This is a genomic window from Micromonospora orduensis, assembly GCF_006228125.1.
GTDB lineage: Bacteria > Actinomycetota > Actinomycetes > Mycobacteriales > Micromonosporaceae > Micromonospora > Micromonospora orduensis.
Window position 1 is genome coordinate 1 of the sequence record NZ_VDFY01000259.1, and the last position, 18,885, is coordinate 18,885.

Genomic DNA, 18,885 nt, shown 5'->3' on the forward strand with positions numbered 1-18,885 from the left:
CGCTCGTTGATCAGTGCAGGTCAGGCCCCGGGTATCAAATCTCGGCCGCCCGAATCGTCGAACGGCAGGTGGCCGGGAGGTGACGAGGAGCTGACCGGCCGGTCGGTAGTGACGATTACCGTCTGATGGCAGGCTGACGCGCGGAGTGACGGTGTGGGGTGGAGGGCTGACTGTCCATGGAGGAATATCCGGAACTGATGCCGCTGTTGACGGTCGCCGGTGGGCCGATGCGCGGGGCGAGCTTTCGGCTGCGGGCCGACCCTCAGGTGATCGGGCGGGCACCGACCGGTCACGTGGTCATCAACGACCCGCATCTGAGCCGCCGGCACGCGGAGGTGTGGCTGGCCCCGGAGGGCCCGTCGCTGCGCGACCTGGGCTCGACGAACGGCACCTGGCTCAACGACCGCCGGATCACCGGGACCGAACGGCTCTCCGACGGCGACGTGATCCGGATCGGCCGTACCGAGCTGCGCCTGTTCGACCCGGGGGTCGCGCACACCGACCCGGTGGGGCTCCGGTTCGGCCCGCCCCGACGCGACGTCCGGCCGACGTTGCCGTTGCCGCTGGCCGCGCCACCCACCGCCCGGCGCTGATCGGTCGCACACCGCGACGAGGGGGTGCCGCACCTGGCTGACCGCCACACCGGGCGGGAGCGCCGAGTGGGGCTGACGCACCTGGACCCGCGCGTACCACCGTGGCAGCATGCCGCGGATGGAAATCGAGCAGCGGACCGTCACGGCCAACGGCATCACCCAGGCGGTACGGGTCGCCGGCCCGCCGGACGGCACGCCCCTGCTGCTGATCCACGGCAACTGCTCGTCCTCGCTGTTCTGGGAGCCGCTGATCCGGCGGCTGCCGCCGACGCTGCGGGTCGTCGCACCGGACCTGCGCGGCTACGGCGACACCGGGACCGCGCCGGTGAACGCCACCCGTGGCCTGCGGGACTTCGTCGACGACGTGGCCGCCCTGCTGGACGACCCCGCGCTCTTCGGCGCCCGGGCCGCGCGTCCGGTGGTGGTCGGGCACTCCCTCGGCGGTGGCGTGGCGATGCGGCTGCTCGTCGACCACCCGGAGCGGGTACGCGCGCTGCTGCTCGCCGCGCCGGTCTCCCCGTACGGCTTCGGCGGCACCCGGGACCTGGCCGGCACGCCGACCACCCCCGACTTCGCCGGCACCGGCGCCGGTACGGCGAACCCGGACTTCGTCGCCCGGCTCGCCGCCGGTGACCGCAGCGGTGAGGCGCAGGCCAGCCCCCGTGCCGTGCTGCGGGCCACCTACGTGGCGGACCCGGGGGCGCTCGGCACGGACGAGGAGCTGCTGCTGGACAGCCTGCTCTCCACCAAGACCGGCGACGACAACTACCCGGGCACGTCGGTGCCGTCGGAGAACTGGCCGGGCGTCGCGCCGGGGGAGCGGGGCGTGCTTAACGCGCTCGCCCCGACCTGGTTCCGGCTCGCCGACGAGCTGGTCGCCGTGGCCGACAAGCCGCCTGTCACCTGGGTACGCGGGGACGCCGACGTGATCGTGTCGGACACCTCGCTGTTCGACCTGGCGTACCTGGGCTCGCTGGGCGTGGTGCCCGGCTGGCCCGGCAAGGAGGACTGCCCGCCGCAGCCGATGGTCGGCCAGACCCGGGCGGTGCTGGAGCGGTACGCGGCGGCCGGCGGCGCGTACCACGAGGTGGTGTTGCCCGGCTGCGGGCACAGTCCACACCTGGAACGCCCGGCGGAGTTCGTCGCGGAGCTGCTGGCTCTGACCGACGTGCCCGCCGCGTAGCGGAGCTGTGGCGCGGTGGGTGAAATATGCCACGGCGTCTCGACAACCGTGCGTCACGTGGCAGACTCGCGCGCATAACCTTAGCGGCCGTTCAGTGGCCGTACGGAGTGTCTGGGGAGGCCGGTCGTGGCGCGCGAGTTCAGCACCGTGGGTGTGGTGGGGCTGGGCACCATGGGTGCCGGCATCGTCGAGGTCTTCGCCCGCAACGGCATCGACGTGGTCGCGGTCGAAATCTCCGAGCCCGCGCTGGAACGCGGCCGGGCCACCCTCACCGGCTCCACCGATCGGGCGGTCGCCAAGGGCAAGCTGGCCGCGGCGGAGCGGGACGCCCTGCACGAGCGGGTGCACTTCGCGGTGGGCCTGGACGCGCTGCACTCCGTCGACCTGGTCATCGAGGCGGTGCCCGAGCACCTGGACCTGAAGCAGCGGATCTTCGCGGAGCTGGACCGGGTCTGCCGGCCTGAGGCCATCCTCGCCACCAACACCTCGTCGCTGAGCGTCACCGAGATCTCGGTCGCCACCACCCGGCCCAACCAGGTGATCGGCATCCACTTCTTCAACCCGGCTCCGGTGATGAAGCTGGTCGAGGTGGTCCGCACAGTCGTCACCTCGCCCGAGGTGGTCGCCGACGTCGAGGCGCTCTGCGCCCGGCTCGGCAAGGTCGACGTCACCATCAACGACCGGGCCGGCTTCATCGCCAACGCGCTGCTCTTCGGCTACCTCAACCACGCCGTCGGGATGTTCGAGTCGCACTACGCGACCCGGGAAGACATCGACGCCGCCATGAAACTCGGCTGCGGCCTGCCGATGGGCCCGCTGGCACTGATGGACCTGATCGGCCTGGACACCGCGTACGAGATCCTGGACACCATGTACCGGCGCGGCGGGCGGGACCGCCGGCACGCCCCGGTGCCGCTGCTCAAGCAGATGGTGACCGCGGGACTGCTCGGCCGGAAGTCCGGCCGGGGCTTCTACACCTACGAACGGCCCGGGTCCCCGGTGGTCGTACCCGATGAGGCGACGCCGCCGACCACGGACGGCGCGCTCGCCGACGGCGCGCGCGCCATCGCCAAGGTGGGCGTGGTGGGTTCCGGGACGATGGCCACCGGGATCATCGAGGTGTTCGCGAAGGCCGGCTACGAGGTCGTCTCGGTGACCCGGGGCGCGGAGAAGTCCGCGAAGGTCTGCGAGGCGGTGAAGACGTCGCTGAACAAGGGCGTGGTGCGCGGCAAGCTCTCCGAGGCCGACCGGGACGCCGCGCTCGGCCGGATCAGCTGGTCCGCCACGCTCGACCACCTCGCCGACGTCGACCTGGTGGTCGAGGCCGTGGTGGAGGAGCTGAGCGTGAAGAAGGCGCTCTTCGCCAGCCTCGACGAGATCTGCAAGCCGGGCGTCGTGCTGGCCACCACCACCTCGTCCCTGCCGGTGATCGACGTGGCGATGGCAACCCAGCGGCCGGCCGACGTGGTGGGGCTGCACTTCTTCAACCCGGCGCCGGTCATGCCGCTGGTCGAGGTCGTCCGCACCATCCGTACCTCCCCGGAGGCCACCGCCACCGCCCGGGCGGTCTGCGCCGCGCTCGGCAAGACCGGCGTGGTCTGCGGCGACCGGTCCGGGTTCATCGTCAACGCGCTGCTCTTCCCGTACCTGAACGACGCGGTGAAGATGCTGGAGGCCAGCTACTCCACGGCCGACGACATCGACCACGCGATGAAGCTGGGCTGCGGCTACCCGATGGGCCCGTTCGAGCTGCTCGACGTGGTCGGCCTGGACGTCTCGCTGGCCATCCAGCGGGAGCTGTACCTGGAGTTGCGCGAGCCGGGCTTCGCGCCCGCGCCGCTGCTGGAGCACCTGGTCACCGCCGGCTACCTGGGCCGCAAGACCCGCCGCGGTTTCCGCGACCACTCGCACCGCTGACCGGGTCAACGCCGGAGGGTCCCGGCCGCGTCTGAGGGATGTGACCTTCGAGGAGTACGTCGCCAGCCGCGGCCCGGCCCTGGTCCGGCTGGCGCGGTTGCTGACCGGCGACGAGCACCGGGCCGAGGACCTCACCCAGGACGTGCTGTCCCGGGCGTACGTGCACTGGCGCAGGATCTCCCGGGCCGACCGTCCCGACGTGTACGTGCGCCGGATGCTCGTCAACGCCAACAACTCCTGGTGGCGCCGCCGGTCGAGCCGGGAGCTGGCCGTCGACACCGTCGTCGACCGACCGCAGCGCGGCGACCTCGGCGGCGAGGTGGCCGACCGGGACGAGATGTGGCGGCTGATCCTCGGGCTGCCCGACCGCCAGCGGGCGGTGCTGGTGCTGCGCTACTACGAGGACCTCGACGACGCGACGATCGCGCAGATCCTGGACTGCTCGCCGGTCACCGTCCGCACCCACGCGATGCGGGCCTTCGCGAACCTCCGGGAGCGCTGCGGCGTCCCGGCCAAGAACGGGAGCCGGCCGTGATCGACCTCGACGAACAGATCGCCCAGACCCTGCGAGAGCGTGCCGAGGGTGACGTCGACACCAACCGGCTGCTGCGGGCGTCCCGCGCCCGCGGCCGCCGCCGCCAACTTCACCGCCGGGTCGCCGCCGGCACCGCGTTGTCCCTGGTCGGCGCGCTCGGCGTCGTGGGGGTGACCGGGACGGGCCTCGACGGGCTGACCGGCCGCCTGCCCTGGACCGCCACCACGCCGACCGGGGCCACGCCGGTGCCGCCCAGGGTCGACGGGGTGCCCGGGGCCGCCGCCGACCCGGCGCTGGTCGGCAGCGACCCGAACGTGCTGCATTTCGGCCTCGACCCGGCCCGGGCCCGCTACCTGGGCTGGTCGGTCATCCGGGGCAACGCCGAGTCGGTACGGCTCAGCGTGCGCGACGACCAACCGGTGCATGTCGAGGTGAGCCATACGCCGGAGTTGTCCACCAGCGTCTCGTTCGGCAACGTCCAGGTCGACGCGGTCGGGCCGGGGCCCCAGACCTTCGACGGCACGATCCACCCGGTGAACGGCGGAGCGAATGGGATGGTCACGTCGTGGCATCCCGCGCCGGGTCTGTACGCCCGTGCCGTCATCCTGCGGGGTGACCGCGCCGGGCTGGAGCAGGCGGTCGGGGCGCTGCGCTGGAACGAGGCCCGTTCGTGCGCCGTGCCGCTGCGGCTCGACACCCTGCCCGCCGGCGCGCCGATCAACTCCTGCTCGGTCGACGTCAGCTCGTACCCGAGACTGGTCACCTCGGACTTCACCCTTGGGCGGGCGACGACCCAGGTCATGTTCGTGAACTACCGCTACGCGAGCGGGGCCGGCACCCGTACCGAGGGGAACCGGACCATCGCTGGCCGGCCCGCGCATCTCTCCGAGGACGGCACGACCCTGGATCTGTTCGGCATCCCCAGGACGGTGGTGAGCGCCACCTTCGGCTGGGGCTGGGAGGGCCGGCAGCCGATCGGCGCCAAGCCGGGCGCGTCGAGCGGCTTCACCGAGGCCGACGCGACGACCGTGCTGGCGGGGGCGCGGGTCGTCGAGGACCCGACGCGGCCACAGAGCTGGAAGTGAGCGCAGCCGTCGGACGGCCCGCCCGCAGGGCTGGTCCGTCCGACGGAACGTACGCTTGGTGACTGTGAGCCCCCGTCGCAATCGCCCTCGCCGGGATGAGAACGCCAACCTGGACGCCGACCGGGTCCGGCAGGGCGTCGCCTCGGTGCAGCAGTGGACCGACGGCGCCTGGCAGGTACGCGGCATCGGGGCGGGCGCGTCGGTCAAGACGTACCGCTGCCCCGGCTGTGACCAGGAGATCCGACCCGGGGTGGCGCACCTGGTGGCCTGGCCGGCGGACGGCCTCGGCGACCTGACCGATCGGCGGCACTGGCACAGCGGCTGCTGGCGTGCCCGGGAGCGGCGCGGCCCGGCGGTGCAGCGCGGCCGGAGCACTCCGCGCTACTGACCGACCCGCGCTGAGCGACCTGGATCACCCTGTTACCGCCTGGACGGGCGGCGGCGGCGACTTCGCGACAGACTTGACGGGTGAGCACACCGATCCGCGCGTCGTCGATCCTGCCCGGTCGCCGAGAGGACATCGAGCTGCACACCGCCGACGGTCTGCGGCTGGTCGGCGAGCTGGCCCTGCCGGCCGACCGGCCGCCGGTCGCCACCCTGGTCTGCCTGCACCCGCTGCCCACGCACGGCGGAATGATGGACAGCCACGTGTTCCGCAAGGCGGCCTGGCGGCTGCCCGCGCTGGCTGACCTGGCCGTGCTGCGGTTCAACACCCGGGGCACCAGCAGCGTGCGCGGCACCAGCGAGGGGGCCTTCGACGGCGCGGTGGGCGAGCGGTTCGACGTGGCCGCCGCCATCGAGTACGCGGAGTTCGCCGAACTGCCGAACATCTGGCTGGTCGGCTGGTCGTTCGGCACCGACCTGGCCCTCAAGCACGGGTGCGATCCGGCCGTCGCCGGGGTGATCCTGCTCTCCCCGCCGCTGCGCTTCTCGACACCGGACGACCTGTCCGTCTGGGCCGACGCCGGTCGGCCGCTGGTGGCGCTGGTGCCGGAGTTCGACGACTACCTGCGCCCGGCGGAGGCCCGGGAGCGGTTCGCCGCCGTGCCGCAGGCCGAGGTCGTCGGGGTGCCGGGCGCCAAGCACCTCTGGGTGGGCGACGCGGAGACCGTGCTCGACGAGATCGTCCGCCGGGTCAACCCGGCCGTCGAGGTGCCGCTGCCGACCACCTGGGACGGCCCGATGGAGTCCGGCGACGTCAGCGCGTACGCCGACCTGACGGTGGCCGCCTTCGCCGACACGCCCGTGCCGAAGCCGGGCGACTGAGGCCTCAGCGCCGCTCCTGGCGGGGGAGCACCACCTCGCGCAGGATCAGTTGCAGCGCCGCCACCGTGGGGATGGCGATCAACGCGCCCACCACGCCCAGCAGGGCCACCCCGAGCAGCGCGGCCAGCAGGGCGGCCACCTCGTTGACCTCCACCGAGCGTCGCATCACCTTCGGGTAGATCAGGTAGTTCTCCACCTGCTGGTAGATGAGGAAGAACACCGCGCAGGCGATGCCGGTGGGCAGGTCGGCGGCGAAGCCGACCAGGCTCACGATCACCGCGCCCAGGGTGGCGCCGATCTGCGGGATCAGGTCGGTCACCGCGACCACCACGGCCAGCGCGAACGGGTACGGCAGCCCGACGATCAACGCGAACACGAAGGTGGTCGCGCCGGCCAGCACCGCGATGCTCAGCGCCCCGACCATGTACGCGCCGACCTTGGTCAGGATCTCGTCGCCGATCAGTTGCACCCGCTCCCGCCGGGACCGGGGGACCAGCGCGTAGCCCAGGGACCGCAGCCGGTTGAAGTACGCCAGGAAGTAGATGGTCAGCACCAGCACGGTAAGCGTCCGGAACACCGTGCCGAAGATCAGTTGAGCGCCGCCGAGCACCCCGCCGAGCGCCCGACCGATCGTCGCGGCGTTCGCGGCGCCCTGCACCCGCTCGACCACGTCGTACCGCTCCACCAGGTCGTTGACCGTCGGATTGCGGCGCAACTCGTCGAGCAGGCTCGGGATCTGGTCGATGAACTGCCCGGACTGCGTCACGATCGGCGGGACCAGCGCCACCACGCCGCCGCAGAGCAGCAGCACCACTGTCAACGCGACCACCGCGACCGCCAGGCCGTGCGGCACACCCCAGCGGCGTAGCCGCACCACCGCCGGGTTGAGGCCGACCGCGAGGAAGAGCGCGATCACCACCAGCACCAGGATGCCGCCGGCGTTACGAATCCCCAGATAGAGGGTGTACGCCAGCAGCACGCCCAACGCGCCCGTGAAGCCGATCAGGAAGCTGCTGCGCCGCAGCGGACGCCCTGGAGTGCCGAACTTGCCGGACGGGACCGCGGGCGGCTCGTCCGGGTCGATGCCCGGGGCGGGAACCGGTACCGGTGCTGGCGTCTCGGCCGGCGTCGGGTCGGTCGGTGGTTGGTCGGCCGGCGGGGGACCGGGGGCCACGTCCGGGTCGTCGGCCGACGGGTCGTGCTGCGGCACCAGGGGCCTCCCCGCTCAGGCCGTCGGACGACCGGCGGCAGCGGACGCCCGCCACGCGGCCGGCGCGAACATCAGCACCGGGCCGGTCGGGTCCTTGCTGTTCCGTACGCCCACGATGCCGGGCGGATTGTCCGCCATCTCGACGCACTCGCTGTTGCTGCGAGTGGAGGTGCGCCAGACTGCGCCACTCAGGTGAATGAGTCCACCGCTTCCCTCACGAGGTGAATCGAGTGCCGGCTTGAGAAGCTTCATTTCGAACCCTCTCCCATCGTGAAAGCAGCGTAGCTACGTCACCATCGCCGTCAACCACGACTCCGGCAAGCTGGGTTTCGAGGCTGCCGCCCCACCCGTACGTACCCGTGTCGATGATGTCGCCGACACCGTCCGGCGGGCGCTCGTCGCAGCGGGCTGGACCCCACCCGGCGCCATCCGACACAGAAACAGATCTTGGACAGTTCCCGTCGACGCGTAACGGAAACTGTCCAAGATCTCGATGGTCGCGCGGGTCGGCGCCGGCGGCGTACCCGTCAGTCCTTCTCGATGGTGACCTTGCTGGGCTTGGCGCTGCGCTCGTCGGTGGTCGGCTTGCTCGGCCGCGTGCCGTTCTCACCGGTGCTGGTGATCTTGGTTGGCGTGGCGTCCCGACCACCCACGCCCGGCACGGCGGCCACGGTCGGCTCCCCGTCCACCCCGGCGCTGGCCGCGCCTCCGTCGACGGTGGTCACCGGCTCGGCGACCGGCCGGGTCGTGGACTGCCCGGCACTCGCAGCACCGGCGTTCACCGGCTGCCGGGTGTCGGCTGGCTCGGTCTTGAGGCCGGTGGCCGCACCCGACCCGGGCGACGTGCCCGCCTCGACAGTCGCCGCGTCGGAGACGGTCACGCCGTCATCACCGTCGTCCGCCGCGCTCCGGCTCGCACCGTCGCCAGTGTCCGGCGCGGTCGGGCCGTCCAGCGGGCCGGCGGTGCTCTGCAACCGCAGGTCGGCCATCTGCCGCTGGAGCTCGTCGGACTCCTGCCGCGACTTCCACGTCTCCTGCCGCAGGTCGGCGAGCTGCTGCTGGGCCTGCGCGATCTCCAACATCACCTGGGCGAGCTGCTGCCGGCCGGCCGCCGCCTCCTGCTGGGTGGCCGCCAGGTGCTGCTGGGTGGTGGCGAGGTGCTGCTGGGTGGTGGCCGCGTACTCCTCGAACTGGCGACGTGAGGCCGCCACGTGCTCGTCGGCCTTGCGGCGCTTGTCGCCCGCCTCGGTCTCGGCCCGGCTCAGCAGCTCGGCGGCCTCCGACTCGGCGCGCTGGCGCATCGCCGCCGCGTCCCGCTCGGCCGCCTGGCGGATCGCCTCGGCGCCCTGCTCGATCTCGTTCTTGCGGGTGGAGTACTCGGTCTCCAGGGCGTCCTTACGCGTGGAGTACTCGCTCTCCAGCTCGTCGCGACGAGCCGTGAAGCCCGACTCCAGCTCCTGCTGGCGGCTGGCGAACCCGGCCTCCAACTCCTGCTGGCGGGCCTTGTGCTGCTTGTCCAGCTCGTCGCGGCGCTTCGCGTACTCCTGCTCGGCCGTGGCCCGCCGCTGGGCCAGCTCCCGGTCGGCCGCCTCCCGCCGGGAGTTGACCTCCTGCTCCACCCCGGCCCGCCACGCGCCCAGCTCCTGCTGGGTCTGCGCGCGGGCGTGCTTGACGTACGCCTCGGTCTCGGTGCGCATGCGCTGCACGTACGCCTCGGTCTCGGCCCGGCTGCGCTTGGCCGACTCGGTGGCCTGCGTGGTCAGTCGCTCCGCCTCCTGCTGCGCCTTCGCCCGGGTGGCCCGGCCCGCCATCGACGCGTCGTCGATGATCTGCTTGGCCTCCTGCTGGGCCTTGGCATGGGTGGCCCGACCGGCCTCGGTCGCGGTGTCGGTGAGCCGCTTGGCCTCCTGCTGCGCCTTGGCGTGCACCTCCTTGGCGGCCTCGCGCAGCTCGCCGGCCTCCTGCCGGGCGGTGGCCAACGCCTCGCGGGCGGTCTCGCGCAGCTTGGTGGCCTCCTGCTGGGCCCGGGTGTGGATCTCCTTGGCGGTGTCCCGCAGTTGGGTGGCCTCCTGCTGGGCCTTCGCCAACGCGTCCTGGGCCGCCTTGCGCAGCTTCGCCGACTCGTCCTTCGCCGACTGGAGCGTCGCCTCCGCCTCCGCGCGCCGCGCGTTGCTGTGCCGATCCTCCTCGGCGCGCCGCGCGGCGAGAGCGATCTCGAAGTCCTTCAACGCCCGCGCGGCCTGCTCGCGGGCCTCCTCGACGATGTGCTCGGCGGCGGTACGGCGGGCCTCGATCTCCTCGTTGGCCGCCGACAGGATCTGCTCGGCCTGCTCCTCGGCGAGAGTGAGGATCGACTCGACCCGCGGGCCCAGGTGTCGGAACGATGCCCGGTCCACCACGTTCATCTGCTTGCGGACCTGGGTGAGGTCGCGTTGCAGCACCTCGACCTGGCCGGCGAGCTTGTGGATCTGTGTGTAGGCCTGTTCCCGTTCGGCGGCGAGGGTCGCGATCTCGTGCTCGGCACGCGCGACGTACCTGTCGACCTGTTTCTTCTCGTACCCCCGCAGAGCGGACTCGAAGCTGGGCTCCGTCGTCACGTCCCCGCCGAGAGCGAACAGTTCCTCGCCGTGCGACATGCCCCCATCCTCACACGCATCGCCCCCGGCTGGGGCGATACGGACGCCCCTTGTGGGAGCTAGTTCACTCCAATGCCGGTACGGAATGCCAAGGGCTGGGAAACGCATACGGCGCGAGGTCACACCGGTTACCCGGTGTCACCTCGCGCCGTCGATGCCCCGACCTGACGCCTGGCGTCAGCCGGCGGTCTCCGCGGTGACCCGGTCCTGACCGCCCTCGGCCTTCTTGACCTCCGCCGGCTTGGCCGCCGGAGCGGCCGACGCCGGCACACCGGGCACGATGCCGGCGAGCCCGGAGAGCATCTGGCCGAGCTGCGAGGTGACCGCGTCCTTCTGCCGGGTGAGGTCCTCGACCTCGCGGCGGGCGGCCTGCGTGGTCAGCTCCGCCTCGGTGCGGGCCTCGGTGAGCAGGCGCTGCGACTCGGCCTTGGCCTCGTTGAGCGTCTTCTCCGACAGGGCCTTGGCCTTGTCGACCGTCTCGGCGGCGTTGCGCTCCGACTCGACCCGACGGGCCTCGGCGCGCTGCTCGATCTCCTTGGCCCGCTCCTGCGCTGCCCGCGCCCGCTGCTCGGCCTCGCTGACCAGCTTCTGGGTCTGCGCGACCTGGGCGGCGTGCCGCTCGGACTCCTCGCGCTCCGCCTTCTCCCGGCGCTCGGCCAGCTGAAGCTCCAGGGCCTGCAGATCCTTGTCGCGCTTGTCGCGCGCGTCGGTGAGCAGCTTGGTCGCCTCGGCCCGCTTCTCCTCCGCCTCGCGGGCGGCCTTGGCCCGCTGCTGGGTGATCTCCCGCTCGGCGGTGGCGCGCAGGGTGGCGACCTCCCGCTCCACGGTCGACTTCAGCTCGGCCACCTCGTGCGCGGTGACCGTACGCAGCTGCTTGGTCTCACGGTCGGCGTCCGCGCGCAGGGTGTCGGCCTCGCGGCGGGCCTGCACCCGGACCTCGGCGGCCTCGCGCTCGGCGGCGGTGCGCAGGTTACCGGCCTCGCGCTCGGCGCTCGCCTTCATCGCGGCGGCCTCGGCGCGGGCCTTGTCGGTGATCTCGCGCGCCTCGAGGCGGGCGGCGGAGAGGATGCCCTCCGACTCGCGCTTGGCCTCGTTGCGGTGGTCGTTGGCCTGCTCCTCGGCGAGCCGGAGGATCTGCTCGACGCGGGTGCCGAGCCCGGAGAGGGTGGGCCGGCTGTTCTCTTCGAGCTGCTTGTTGGTGTCGGCGAGCTTCTGCTCCAGCGCGCTCATGCGCTGCTCGGCCTGGCGGAGACGACGCTGGGCGTCGTTCATCCGCTGCTCGGCCTCGGCGCGGGCCTGCTCGGACTGGGTCAGCGCGGCGGTCATCCGGCCGAGGAAGTCATCGACCTGGTGAGTGTTGTATCCGCGCAGGCCAACGGTGAAATCTGGCTGCGAGTTCGCGTTATCGAAGAACGCGAGAGGGGAGGACTGCTGCTGGGGCATTGGGACATACTGGCAGACGCCCCAGGGTGCTTCGCAAGAGCGGTACGAAGCTTTCGTGTCCTCTTTACATGGTCAACTCCCGCGTTCGGCGATGCCGGACCAATCGCCGATCTTGGCAGGTCCCGGGCGGGACGGACGCCACGCAGCGTGACATGGAAAAGGGCCACGGGGACGTCCCGTGGCCCTTTGTTCGATCCGAAGCGATGTCGCGCTAATGGGGGCGGAAGAACAATGGCCCGATCACCGCATTGGCCATCCGCTGCTCATCCGTCCGGACGGTGGCCCGGTCAGTGCCCCCGGAACCGGTTGATCGCGTCCTCGTGCCGGGCCCGCATCTCCCCGTCCCGGACACCGAGCCCGTCGGCGGGGGCGAGGCAGCGCACCCCGACCTTGCCCTGGTGGGCGTTGCGGTGCACCTCGTACGCCGCCTGGCCGGTCTGCTCCAGCGGGTAGGTACGCGACACCGTCGGGTGCACCTTGCCGAGCGCCACCAGACGGTTGGCCTGCCACGCCTCGTGGTAGTTGGCGAAGTGGCTGCCGACGATGCGCTTGAGGTGCATCCACAGGTAGCGGTTGTCGTACTGGTGGACGAAGCCGCTGGTGGACGCGCAGGTGACGATCGTCCCGCCCTTCTTGGCGACGTAGACGCTCGCGCCGAAGGTCTCCCGGCCCGGGTGCTCGAAGACGATGTCCGGGTCCTCGCCGCCGGTCAGCTCACGGATCCGTTCGCCGAAGCGCCGCCATTCGTCCTGGTCCTGGGTCTCCTCGTCCTTCCAGAAGCGGAAGCCCTCCGCGGCCCGGTCGATGACCAGCTCCGCGCCCATGCTGCGGCACAGCTCGGCCTTCTCCGGCGAGGAGACGACGCAGACCGGGATCGCGCCGCCGTTGAGCGCCATCTGGGTGGCGTACCCGCCGAGGCCGCCGGACGCGCCCCAGATCAGCACCACGTCGCCCTGCTTCATGTTGGCGCCGTGGTGCGAGACGAGCTGCCGGTACGCGGTGGAGTTGACCAGCCCCGGGCTCGCCGCCTCCTCCCAGGTCAGGTGGCGTGGCTTGGGCATCAGCTGGTTGGCCTTGACCACGGCCAGCTCGGCCAGCCCACCGAAGTTGGTCTCGAAGCCCCAGATCCGCTGCTGCGGGTCGAGCATGGTGTCGTCGTGCCCGGCCGCGTCCTCCAGTTCGACGGAGAGGCAGTGCGCGACCACCTCGTCGCCGGCCGCCCAGCGGGTGACCCCGGGGCCGGTGCGCAGCACCACGCCGGCGGCGTCCGAGCCGACCACGTGGTACGGCAGGTCGTGCCGGCGGGTCAGCTCGGAGACCCGGCCGTAGCGCTGGAGGAACTTGAACGTGGGCAGCGGCTCGAAGATGCTGGTCCACACCGTGTTGTAGTTGATCGCGCTCGCCATGACCGCGATCAGCGCCTCGCCCGGCGCCAGTTCCGGCGTCGGCACCTCCTGCACGTGCAGCGCCTTGCGCGGGTCCTTGTCCCGGGTGGCCATGCCGTCGAACATCCGCGACTCCTCGGCGCGGACGACGACACCCCGGTAGCTCTCCGGTACGGGCAGCCCGGCGACGCCGGCCAGCTCGCGGTCCGGATCGTTCGATTCCTCCGCCGCCATGATCGCTTCGAGGATGTCCTGCACGGTGACCTCCGGTTCGTCCGCACCCGCACGGGCCCGGGTGCTGCCATCGTCGGCGCCGGTGGGCACGACCGCCATGTCGGCATTCGACACATCCGGCACCGGTCGCGCTCCTGTGGGCCGGGACGTTACTGAACGGTAGCTAAAGCCGGAAGTCCTCTGTGAAAAACTGCATCGACCGATGCGTGAAGCTGTCCGGCGACCGCTCGAACCGCGCACTGACGTGCTCGCGCGGCCGGTTGCCGGGGTGGTCGCCGCCTGATCGTCGCCATCTCGGCGATGTGGCGGTGTCGCGGGAGTGCGGACACCGCCACATCGGCGACGCCACGTCGAGCGAGCGGCGGGGACGGTCAGTGCGGCGTGGAAGCGGGTTCCACCAGCTCCACCAGGACGCCGCCCGCGTCCTTGGGGTGCACGAAGTTGATTCGGCTGTCCGCCGTGCCGCGCCGCGGCTCGTCGTAGAGCAGCCGTACGCCCCGCTCGCGCAGCGCCGCGCAGGCCGCGTCGATGTCCGCCACGGTGTACGCGACCTGTTGCACGCCCGGCCCGTTGCGGTCCAGGAACTTCGCGATCGTCGACTCCGGCGTGAGCGGGGCGAGCAGCTGCACGCAGCCACCCTCGGTGCTCGGGCCGACGGCCAGCATCGCTTCCCGCACGCCCTGCTCGGCGTTGGTCTCGACGTGTACGCAGCGCATCCCGAACGTCCGCTGGTAGAAGTCGATCGCGGCGTCCAGGTCGGCCACGGCGATCCCGACGTGGTCGATCTTGCGAAGCCCGATGTCTGTGACGTAGTCCGCACCGGGCTCGACGGGGGAGTTCTCAGTCATGGCGCTAGTCTGGCCGAACAATCGTTAAGGCGTACAGCTCGGCACCCCCCCTCGGAGGCAGGCATGGCTTCGGTGATCGTCAGCGGCGCGCGCACCCCGATGGGGCGGCTGCTGGGCAACCTCAAGGACCTTCCGGCCACGAAGCTCGGCGGCGTCGCCATCAAGGCGGCCCTGGAGCGGGCCGGCGTCAGCCCGGACCAGGTCCAGTACGTGATCATGGGGCAGGTGCTCCAGGCCGGCGCCGGCCAGATCCCGGCTCGGCAGGCGGCGGTCGAGGCCGGCGTACCGATGTCGGTGCCCGCGCTGACCATCAACAAGGTCTGCCTCTCCGGCCTGGACGCCATCGCCCTGGCCGACCAGCTGATCCGGGCCGGCGAGTTCGACATAGTGGTGGCCGGTGGCATGGAGTCGATGACCAACGCCCCGCACCTGCTGATGGGCCAGCGCTCCGGCTACAAGTACGGCGACGTGGTGGTCAAGGACCACATGGCGCACGACGGGCTCAGCGACGCCTGGGACTGCTGCTCGATGGGCGAGTCGACCGAGCGGCTCGGCACGAAGCACGGCATCTCCCGCGAGGAGCAGGACGCCTTCGCGGCGGCCAGCCACCAGCGGGCCGCCGCCGCGCAGAAGAACGGCCACTTCGCCGAGGAGATCACCCCGGTGCTGATCCCGCAGCGCAAGGGCGACCCGCTGGTGATCAGTGACGACGAGGGCATCCGCCCGGACACCACAGTCGAGTCGCTGGCCAAGCTTCGTCCCGCCTTCGCCAAGGACGGCACGATCACCGCCGGCAGCTCCTCGCCGATCTCCGACGGCGCTGCCGCCGTCGTCGTCATGAGCATGGCCAAGGCCAAGGAGCTGGGCCTGACCTGGCTGGCCGAGATCGGCGCGCACGGAAACGTGGCAGGCCCGGACAACTCCCTGCACTCGCAGCCGTCCAACGCGATCAACCACGCCCTGAAGAAGGGCGGCCTGAGCGTGGAGGACCTGGACCTCGTCGAGATCAACGAGGCGTTCGCGCAGGTCGGCATCCAGTCCACCCGGGACCTGGGGATCAGCGCGGACAAGGTCAACGTCAACGGCGGCGCCATCGCGCTGGGCCACCCGATCGGCATGTCCGGCGCCCGGCTGGTGCTCACCCTCGCGCTGGAGCTGAAGCGGCGCGGCGGCGGCACCGGCGCCGCGGCGCTGTGCGGTGGCGGTGGCCAGGGCGACGCGCTGATCATCCACGTGCCGGAAAGCGCAGCGGCTGACCAGTGAGCGAAGCGGTCGAGAACCTCCCGGCGGCGGCCACCGGATCGGTGCGCCGCAGCCGGGACGTACCGATGCTTGTCGAGCGGGCCCGCGCGGGTGACCCCCGCGCGGTGGCCCGCCTGATCACATTGGTGGAGAACGGCGACGCGCTGCTGCCGGAGATCGCTGCCGCGCTCGCGCCGTACGCCGGGCAGGCCCAGGTGGTCGGGCTGACCGGCTCGCCAGGCGTGGGCAAGTCGACGACCACCAACGAGCTGGTCCGCGCGCTGCGGGCACGCGGACACCGCGTCGGTGTGCTGGCGGTGGACCCGTCCAGCCCGTTCACCGGCGGCGCGATCCTCGGCGACCGGGTGCGGATGCAGGACCACGCCACCGATCCCGGCGTCTACATCCGGTCCATGTCCAGCCGGGGTCACCTCGGCGGGCTGGCCGCGGCGACGCCGCAGGCGGTCCGGGTGCTGGAGGGCGCCGGCTGCGACGTGGTGCTGGTGGAGACCGTCGGCGTCGGGCAGGCCGAGGTGGAGGTCGCCTCGCTGGCCGACACCACGCTCGTGCTGCTCGCCCCCGGCATGGGTGACGCCATCCAGGCGGTCAAGGCCGGCATCCTGGAGATCGCCGACGTCTTCGTGGTCAACAAGGCCGACCGGGACGGCGTCGACGCCACCGTCCGCGACATCCAGGGCATGATCGCCCTCGGTGAGCGTGGGCCGGGGCAGTGGCGGCCGCAGGTCGTCCGCTCGGTCGCCGCCCGGGGTGAGGGCATCGACGACATCGCCGCCGCCATCGACAAGCACCGCGGCTGGCTGGTCGAGCACGGCGAGCTGCGCCGCCGGCAGGAGGCGCGGGCCGCCGCCGAGATCGAGGCCATCGCGCTCGGCGTCCTGCGCGCGCGGATCGGTTCACTGCGCGACGGTACGGAGTTGTCGACGCTCGCCGCCAGGGTGGCCGAGGGCGCGCTCGACCCGTACGCGGCGGCCGACACCCTGCTCGCCCAGCTCGCCCGCTGACCGTCCACCGGGGACACTCCGTCGACGCCTCGCCCTTGTAGGCTCGCACCCGCCCCCGGCGGTGGGGCCCGGCGCGATGAGCAGGGGAGTGGGCATGGAACACGAGGCGACGCAGGAGCTGGCCGCGGCGTCGGTCCCGGCCGGCGGTACGACGAAGGTCTCCGACGAGGTCATCGAGAAGATCGCCGTCGCCGCCGCCAGCTCGGTGCCCGGTGTGGCCGAGATGGGTGGGGACGTCGCCCGGTTCTTCAACGCGGTCCTCGACCGGGTCGGGCTGGACCAGGTGGGCGACGCCCGGCGGGGTTGCTCGGCGCACGTGTCCGGCGACGCCGCAGTGATCAACCTGGTGCTGGTGATCCAGGCCGGCCAGCCCGTGCCCGAGGTGACCGGCCAGGTGCGGGCCCGGGTCACCGAGGCCGTCGAGGCGTACGGGCTGCGGGTCGACGAGGTGAACATCAGGGTCGACGACGTCGCGATGGGCGCGCCCGCGGCTCCGACCGCCTGACCTGGTTACCCGCCGGTACGACGTGACTTAGCGATCGTTCAGGTCGGGGCTCTACACTCGATGGGCAGTCGAGGACCCGAGGAGGAGCCCTGCGCATGGACGCCGACGAGATCGACGCCGGACGGGCACGCTGGCAGGCCCGGTACGACGCCGCGCGCAAGCGTGACGCCGACTTCACCACGCTCTCCGGGATGCCTGTCGAACCGGTCTACGGGCCGCCGGAGGGCAGCGCGTACCCGGGCTTCGAGCGGATCGGCTGGCCCGGCGAGTATCCGTACACCCGGGGTCTGTACCCGACCGGCTACCGCGGACGGACCTGGACGATCCGGCAGTTCGCCGGCTTCGGCAACGCCCAGCAGACCAACGAGCGCTACAAGATGATCCTCGGCGCCGGCGGTGGCGGCCTGTCCGTCGCGTTCGACATGCCGACGCTGATGGGCCGCGACTCGGACGACCCGCAGGCGCTCGGCGAGGTCGGGCACTGCGGCGTCGCCATCGACACGGCCACCGACATGCAGGCGCTCTTCGACGGCATCGACCTGGCCGGCGTCACCACCTCGATGACCATCTCCGGCCCAGCCGTGCCGGTGTTCTGCATGTACCTGGTCGCCGCCGAACGGCAGGGCGCCGACCTGTCCAAGCTGGACGGCACCCTGCAGACGGACATCTTCAAGGAGTACATCGCGCAGAAGGAATGGCTCTTCGACCCGGAGCCGCACCTGCGCCTCATCGGCGACCTGATGGAGTACTGCGCGGCCGAGATCCCGCGTTACAAGCCGCTGTCGGTCAGCGGCTACCACATCCGCGAGGCCGGCTCGACCGCCGCGCAGGAGCTGGCGTACACCCTCGCCGACGGCTTCGGGTACGTCGAGCTGGGCCTGTCGCGCGGGCTGGACGTGAACGTCTTCGCGCCAGGACTGAGCTTCTTCTTCGACTCGCACCTCGACTTCTTCGAGGAGATCGCCAAGTTCCGCGCCGCCCGCCGGATCTGGGCCCGCTGGCTGCGCGACGTCTACGGCGCCACCAGCGAGAAGGCCCTGTGGCTGCGGTTCCACACCCAGACCGCCGGGGTGTCGCTGACCGCCCAGCAGCCGGTCAACAACGTCGTACGCACGGCCGTGGAGGCCCTCGCGGCGGTGCTCGGCGGGACCAACTCGCTGCACACAAACGCCCTCGACGAGACCCTGGCGCTGCCCACCGACGAGTCCGCCGAGATCGCCCTGCGTACACAGCAGGTGCTGATGGAGGAGACCGGCGTGGTGAACGTCGCCGACCCGCTCGGCGGCTCCTGGTACGTCGAGGCGCTGACCGACAAGATCGAGGCCGAGGCGGAGGAGATCTTCGCCCGGATCCGGCAGCTCGGCGGGGAGGGGCCGCACCAGATCGGCCCGATGACCTCAGGCATCCTGCGCGGCATCGAGGACGGCTGGTTCACCGGGCACATCGCCGAGTCGGCGTTCGTCTACCAGCAGGCCCTCGAAAAGGGCGACAAGAAGATCGTCGGCGTCAACTGCCACACCGGCACCGTCGCCAAGGAGCTGGAGATCCTGCGCATCTCGCACGAGGTGGAGCTGGAGCAGCGCCGGGTGCTCGCCGAGCGCAAGGCCGGACGGGACGACGCCGCGGTCAAGGCCGCGGTCGCCCGGATGGTCGAGGCCAGCCGCACCGACGAGAACATGATCCCCGCCATGCTCGACGCGGTCCGCGCCGAGGCCACCCTCGGCGAGATCTGCGACGCCCTGCGCGCCGAGTGGGGCACCTACCGCGAACCCGCCCGCTTC

At 71.9% G+C, this 18,885-nt stretch carries 17 protein-coding genes; 11 read left to right on the top strand and 6 right to left on the bottom strand.

The features are described 5' to 3' along the window. Positions 1 to 176 precede the first annotated feature (176 nt). The 7 genes from FHG89_RS28810 to FHG89_RS28840 all read left to right on the top strand — a co-directional run bounded on the left by FHG89_RS28810 (position 177) and on the right by FHG89_RS28840 (position 6,579). Positions 177 to 593 carry an FHA domain-containing protein gene (locus FHG89_RS28810; protein ID WP_139587555.1) on the top strand — a complete coding sequence of 139 codons (417 nt, stop codon included), beginning with the start codon at positions 177 to 179 and terminating at the stop codon, positions 591 to 593. A gap of 109 nt (positions 594 to 702) precedes the next feature. Continuing rightward, positions 703 to 1,776 carry an alpha/beta fold hydrolase gene (locus tag FHG89_RS28815; RefSeq protein WP_425280235.1) on the top strand — a complete coding sequence of 358 codons (1,074 nt, stop codon included), beginning with the start codon at positions 703 to 705 and terminating at the stop codon, positions 1,774 to 1,776. 126 nt (positions 1,777 to 1,902) lie between these two features. Next, on the top strand, positions 1,903 to 3,693 hold the full coding sequence (locus FHG89_RS28820; RefSeq protein WP_139587557.1) for a 3-hydroxyacyl-CoA dehydrogenase family protein: 1,791 nt from the start codon (positions 1,903 to 1,905) through the stop codon (positions 3,691 to 3,693). Between the two features lie 40 nt (positions 3,694 to 3,733). Continuing rightward, positions 3,734 to 4,228: a SigE family RNA polymerase sigma factor gene (locus tag FHG89_RS28825; RefSeq protein WP_139587558.1), complete on the top strand. Its 495-nt coding sequence runs from the start codon at positions 3,734 to 3,736 to the stop codon at positions 4,226 to 4,228. Next, on the top strand, positions 4,225 to 5,313 hold the full coding sequence (locus tag FHG89_RS28830; RefSeq protein WP_139587559.1) for a hypothetical protein: 1,089 nt from the start codon (positions 4,225 to 4,227) through the stop codon (positions 5,311 to 5,313). The genes FHG89_RS28825 and FHG89_RS28830 overlap by 4 nt, the downstream gene beginning before the upstream one ends. Positions 5,314 to 5,377: 64 nt before the next feature. Further along, positions 5,378 to 5,701 carry a hypothetical protein gene (locus FHG89_RS28835; protein WP_208761152.1) on the top strand — a complete coding sequence of 108 codons (324 nt, stop codon included), beginning with the start codon at positions 5,378 to 5,380 and terminating at the stop codon, positions 5,699 to 5,701. Positions 5,702 to 5,781: 80 nt separating this feature from the next. After that, positions 5,782 to 6,579 carry an alpha/beta hydrolase gene (locus FHG89_RS28840; protein ID WP_139587561.1) on the top strand — a complete coding sequence of 266 codons (798 nt, stop codon included), beginning with the start codon at positions 5,782 to 5,784 and terminating at the stop codon, positions 6,577 to 6,579. Positions 6,580 to 6,583: 4 nt separating this feature from the next. Here the strand turns inward: FHG89_RS28840 and FHG89_RS28845 are convergent, their stop codons facing one another. The 6 genes from FHG89_RS28845 to mce form a co-directional block, all read right to left on the bottom strand. Further along, positions 6,584 to 7,789 carry an AI-2E family transporter gene (locus FHG89_RS28845; protein WP_425280236.1) on the bottom strand — a complete coding sequence of 402 codons (1,206 nt, stop codon included), beginning with the start codon at positions 7,787 to 7,789 and terminating at the stop codon, positions 6,584 to 6,586. Positions 7,790 to 7,804: 15 nt separating this feature from the next. Then, entirely contained in the window at positions 7,805 to 7,987 is a 183-nt protein-coding gene (locus FHG89_RS28850; protein WP_244295961.1) for a DUF397 domain-containing protein, read from the bottom strand. A gap of 329 nt (positions 7,988 to 8,316) precedes the next feature. Beyond that, positions 8,317 to 10,425, bottom strand: a complete 2,109-nt coding sequence (locus FHG89_RS28855; RefSeq protein WP_139587563.1) for a hypothetical protein — start codon at positions 10,423 to 10,425, stop codon at positions 8,317 to 8,319. Between the two features lie 177 nt (positions 10,426 to 10,602). Next, positions 10,603 to 11,868, bottom strand: a complete 1,266-nt coding sequence (locus FHG89_RS28860; protein ID WP_139587564.1) for a DivIVA domain-containing protein — start codon at positions 11,866 to 11,868, stop codon at positions 10,603 to 10,605. A 287-nt stretch (positions 11,869 to 12,155) separates the two neighbouring features. Then, positions 12,156 to 13,511, bottom strand: a complete 1,356-nt coding sequence (gene ccrA / locus FHG89_RS28865; protein ID WP_139587571.1) for a crotonyl-CoA carboxylase/reductase — start codon at positions 13,509 to 13,511, stop codon at positions 12,156 to 12,158. 347 nt (positions 13,512 to 13,858) lie between these two features. Then, entirely contained in the window at positions 13,859 to 14,335 is a 477-nt protein-coding gene (mce, locus tag FHG89_RS28870; RefSeq protein WP_139587565.1) for a methylmalonyl-CoA epimerase, read from the bottom strand. A 63-nt stretch (positions 14,336 to 14,398) separates the two neighbouring features. Here mce and FHG89_RS28875 point away from each other — a divergent pair, with 63 nt between their 5' ends. From FHG89_RS28875 to icmA, 4 genes are all read left to right on the top strand, one after another. Further along, positions 14,399 to 15,598 (top strand): acetyl-CoA C-acetyltransferase, encoded by a 1,200-nt coding sequence (locus FHG89_RS28875; protein WP_139587566.1) that lies wholly within the window; start codon positions 14,399 to 14,401, stop codon positions 15,596 to 15,598. Next, on the top strand, positions 15,595 to 16,599 hold the full coding sequence (gene meaB / locus FHG89_RS28880; RefSeq protein WP_139587567.1) for a methylmalonyl Co-A mutase-associated GTPase MeaB: 1,005 nt from the start codon (positions 15,595 to 15,597) through the stop codon (positions 16,597 to 16,599). Before FHG89_RS28875 ends, meaB begins: the two co-directional genes overlap by 4 nt. Positions 16,600 to 16,693: 94 nt before the next feature. Continuing rightward, entirely contained in the window at positions 16,694 to 17,104 is a 411-nt protein-coding gene (locus tag FHG89_RS28885) for an Asp23/Gls24 family envelope stress response protein (protein WP_139587568.1), read from the top strand. Between the two features lie 95 nt (positions 17,105 to 17,199). Next, on the top strand, positions 17,200 to 18,885 hold a 1,686-nt coding region (gene icmA, locus FHG89_RS28890; RefSeq protein ID WP_139587569.1), incomplete at its 3' end, for an acyl-CoA mutase large subunit family protein.